Raw genomic sequence first — 4,555 nt, forward strand, 5'->3', positions numbered from 1 at the left:
GACAGGGCCTACGCCGCCAACGAAGTGGTCGACGTCAATTTGATCGATGCGGACGTCGTCAACGGCGTCGTCGAGCCGGTGCGGTTGCGCGAGAAAATCCGCGCCGCGGGCCCGACCATCCGCAACGATCTCGGCAAGCAGGCTGGCAAGCAGTCAACTTGGGCAGCATAACCAAGACACCAGGCATGGGCGGACGCGCCCTGAAAGACGAAGCATGTACCGTTACGATGAGTTCGACCACGATTTTGTCCAGGCCCGCGTCGCCGAGTTCAGCGACCAGGTCCAGCGCCGCCTTGCCGGCGAGATCACCGAGGACCAGTTCCGGCCGCTGAGGCTGATGAACGGCGTCTACCTTCAGCTGCACGCCTACATGCTGCGCATCGCGGTGCCCTATGGCACGCTGAACGGCAAGCAGTTGCGCATGCTGGGCCACATCGCCCGCAAATACGACAAGGGCTACGGCCATTTCACCACGCGCCAGAACATCCAGTTCAACTGGCCGGCGCTGTCGGACATTCCGGCGATCCTGGCCGATCTGGCAAGCGTCGAGATGCACGCCATCCAGACCAGCGGCAATTGCATCCGCAATGTCACCGCCGACCATTTCGCCGGTGCCGCCGCCGATGAGGTCGCCGATCCGCGCCCCTATGCGGAAATCCTGCGCCAGTGGTCGTCGGTGCATCCGGAATTCTCGTTCCTGCCGCGCAAGTTCAAGATCGCGGTGACGGGTGCCGAGCGCGACCGCGCCGCCATCCAGACCCACGACATCGGCCTGCACCTGAAGAAGAACGCCGCCGGCGAACTCGGCTTCGCCGTCTATATCGGCGGCGGCCAGGGCCGCACGCCGATGGTCGCCCGCAAGATCCGCGACTTCCTGCCGGAAGCCGACCTCTTGTCCTACTGCACGGCGATCCTGCGCGTTTACAACCTCTATGGCCGCCGCGACAACAAGTACAAGGCGCGTATCAAGATCCTCGTCCACGAGACCGGCGTCGAGGAAATCACCCGCCAGGTCGAAGCCGAGTGGCAGGAATTGAAGGACGCGGAGTTGAAGCTGCCGGAAGCCGATATCCGCGCCATCGAGGCCTATTTCGCACCACCGGCGCTGACCGAGCGGCCGGAGGGCGACCAGGCGGTCAAGCTGGCGCGGCTGGATTCCAAGGGGTTCTCGGAGTGGCTCGACCAGAATGTGGTGACGCACCGCCATCCCGACTACGCGGCAGTGACGATCTCGCTCAAGGGCATTGGCGAGGTGCCGGGCGACGCCTCGGACAGCCAGATGGAAGCGGTCGCTGACATCGCCGAGACATATGCCTTTGACGAGCTGCGCGTCAGCCATGAGCAGAACCTGATCCTGCCGCATGTGGCGCGCGCCGACCTCAAGGCGGTCTATGATGCGCTGGTCGGCATCGGCCTGGCGACGGCCAATTCCAACCTGATATCGGACATCATCGCCTGCCCTGGCCTCGATTATTGCGCGTTGGCCACGGCGCGCTCGATTCCGATCGCGCAGGAAATATCGCGCCGCTTCGCCTCGCTGGAGCGGCAGCGCGAGATCGGCGAACTGAAGCTGAAGATCTCCGGCTGCATCAACGCCTGCGGCCATCACCATGTCGGCCATATCGGCATCCTCGGCGTCGAGAAGAAGGGCTCCGAGCTCTATCAGGTGACGCTGGGCGGCTCGGCCGACGAGAACACCTCGGTTGGCGAGATCATCGGCCGCGGCTTCTCATCGGATGAGATCACCGACGCCATCGAGCAGATCGTCGAGACTTATCTCGGCCTTCGGCTCGACCCACAAGAGAAATTCATCGACGCCTACCGCCGAGTCGGTCCTGCGCCGTTCAAGGAGGCGCTCTATGCTGGCGAAGCCAAGGCCGCTTGACCATATTGCCGATGTCGATGACGGCATCGCCGCCAAGGCGGCGGGGCTCGATGCGCTTTACGGTCATCTGAACCCGCTCGAGATCATCGAACGCTCGGCCCGCGAACTGTTCCATGACGAGATCGCCGCAGTGTCGTCGTTCGGTGCGGACTCGGCTGTGCTGCTGCACATGATCGCCAAGATCGACCGCACGCTGCCGGTCATCTTCCTCGACACCGGCAAGCATTTCGAAGAGACACTCGGCTATCGCGACGCGCTTGCCGCCGATTTCGGGCTGACCAACATAAGGGTGATCAAGCCCGAGGAAGCGGCGCTCGAACGGATCGATCCGATGGGCAATCTGCATCAAAGCAACACCGACGCCTGCTGCGACGTGCGCAAGGTCGAGCCGCTGGCGCGTGGCGTCGCCCCCTTCCGTGCCTGGTTCACCGGCCGCAAGCGCTTCCAGGCCTCGACCCGGGCAGCACTTCCGGTGTTCGAAGCGGTCGGCCCGCGCATCCGTATCAATCCGCTGGCGCACTGGACGACATCGGACCAGGCCGACTATATGCGCGCGCATGCGTTGCGCGAAAATCCGCTAGTCGCTTATGGCTATCTGTCGATCGGCTGCTTCCCGTGCACGCAGCCGGTGCAGCCGGGCGAGGACGCGCGCAGCGGCCGCTGGGCCGGTCATGCCAAGACCGAGTGCGGCATTCACCTGTCGGGGCTGGAGAAGTCGCTGACCGACGCATCCCTTTAGGGTATGTTGATATACAGGTGAGGCCGGCTTGCGAACTGCAGCTTCCGGTGCTCACGTACTTCAAGTACGCTCCCTCCGGTTCTCGGAAGCCACCATTTTCGGCGCGGCCTGACCTGAACCTCAACACACAATGAGCTTCTTTGAATTTTTAGGAATTTTTGATGACTGAACCGACGACACCGGAGATCCGCCTCTGGACCCCGACGGGTTTTCGCGAGGACGAGTGGGCTCATGCCGAAAGCGCGGACGCGCTGTCCGGCAACGGCCGCTTCATCCTGCCGCTGCAGGCGTTCCTCGATCTCGATCCGGAGGTGCGCCGCTCCGCCAGAGAACGGCTCGGTGTGGTGCTGCAGCCCGGCGATCAGCTCGAGAAGATCGCCGATCTACTCGACCAGCTCTCGCTAGTAGCGCTGGTCTTCCCGGCCTTCAGCGATGGCCGCTCCTTCTCCAAGGGGGAGTTGCTGCGCAGCCGCCACGATTTCGAAGGTGCGGTGCGCGCCACCGGGCAGGTTCTGGTCGACCAGTTGCCGCATATGCTGCGGCTGGGCTTCGACGAGTTCGAGATCTCGAATCCGGTGCTGTTGAAGCGGCTGGAGGAGGGACGTACCGGCGGATTGGGGCTCTACTACCAGCCAGCCGCCGTGCCGGAACCAAAAGGGCCGAAATATTCCTGGCGGCGCGTTCGCAACAGCTGACGTTGCGGTAATTCCGCGCGTCTTTACATCAGCTGTGATCGGGCCTTCTCTTGGTCGTCCGTACGGAAATATCCGCCGGGTGCGAGGAGGAGGTCATGAATTTTGACTATGTTATTGCCGGTGGCGGGTCCGCCGGCTGCACGCTTGCCGCGCGGCTCTCCGAGGATCCATCGAAAACGGTCTGCCTGATCGAAGCCGGCGGCGGGGGCAAAGATCTGCTCATCCGAGCCCCGGCAGGCGTCATCGCGCTGCTGCCGGGTCGGCCGAAGATCAACAACTGGGCGTTCGAGACGGTGCCGCAGCAAGGGCTTGGCGGGCGCAAGGGCTACCAGCCGCGCGGCAAGGCGCTGGGTGGTTCCAGCGCAATCAATGCCATGCTCTACACACGCGGACACCACGGCGACTATGACGAATGGGCCGATCTCGGCTGCGACGGCTGGTCATGGGACGAGGTGCTGCCTTATTTCCGGCGTGCGGAAGGCAACCAGCGCGGCGCGGATGGCCTGCACGGCGGCGACGGACCGCTGCGGGTCGCCGAGCAGCAGGAGCCGCGCGCTCTCTCGAGGGCCTTTCTCGAGGCCTGCGGCGAAAACCAGATCCGTCGCAACGACGATTTCAATGGACCGGAGCAGGAAGGGGCGGGGCTCTATCAGGTCACGCAATTCTGGGGCGAACGCCGCAACGGCGAGCGCTGCTCGGCGGCGGCCGCCTATCTTCATCCGGCCATGGACCGCCCAAACCTTACCGTCATCACCGGAGCGCATGCCACGGGCATCGTCCTTGACGGCAAGCGGGCCGCCGGCGTGCGCTACCGCACGGGCAAGGGCGAAGCCGTTGCGAAAGCCAGGCGCGAGGTTATCGTCTGCGGTGGTGCCTTCGGCTCGCCGCAGCTCTTGTTGCTGTCCGGGATCGGGCCAGCTGTCGAGCTTGCAGCGCACGGAATTCCGATCGTTCATGAGTTGCCCGGCGTCGGCAAGAACCTGCAGGATCATCTCGACTTCATCATGGGCTGGACATCAAGGGATGCGGACATGATGGGCATCGGCCTGCGCGGTCTGCCTGGCCTGCTGCGGCATCTGTGGCGCTGGCGCAAGGATGGCGGCGGCATGATCGCCACGCCCTACGCGGAGAGCGGTGCCTTCCTCAAGTCCGACCCGGCGATCGATCGGCCCGATCTGCAATTGCATTTCTGCATCGCCATCGTCGATGACCATGGCCGCAAGCTTCATATGGGCT

The 4,555-nt window shown here is 64.0% G+C and carries 5 protein-coding genes; all 5 read left to right on the forward strand.

What is annotated here, in order from left to right; all coding sequences use genetic code 11:
• A partial coding sequence (locus EN993_RS31830; RefSeq protein WP_127265745.1) for a DUF2849 domain-containing protein occupies positions 1–171 on the forward strand: 171 nt, incomplete at its 5' end.
• A gap of 43 nt (positions 172–214) precedes the next feature.
• Entirely contained in the window at positions 215–1,885 is a 1,671-nt protein-coding gene (locus EN993_RS31835; RefSeq protein WP_109658824.1) for a nitrite/sulfite reductase, read from the forward strand.
• Positions 1,860–2,624, forward strand: coding sequence for a phosphoadenylyl-sulfate reductase (locus EN993_RS31840; protein WP_127265747.1), 765 nt, complete (start codon positions 1,860–1,862; stop codon positions 2,622–2,624). Before EN993_RS31835 ends, EN993_RS31840 begins: the two co-directional genes overlap by 26 nt.
• Before the next feature lie 161 nt (positions 2,625–2,785).
• Positions 2,786–3,319, forward strand: coding sequence for a DUF934 domain-containing protein (locus EN993_RS31845; protein WP_109658826.1), 534 nt, complete (start codon positions 2,786–2,788; stop codon positions 3,317–3,319).
• A gap of 95 nt (positions 3,320–3,414) precedes the next feature.
• On the forward strand, positions 3,415–4,555 hold a 1,141-nt coding region (locus tag EN993_RS31850; protein ID WP_127265749.1), incomplete at its 3' end, for a GMC family oxidoreductase N-terminal domain-containing protein.

The sequence above is a fragment of the Mesorhizobium sp. M7D.F.Ca.US.004.01.2.1 genome, from assembly GCF_003997785.1.
GTDB classification, from domain to species: Bacteria; Pseudomonadota; Alphaproteobacteria; order Rhizobiales; family Rhizobiaceae; genus Mesorhizobium; species Mesorhizobium loti.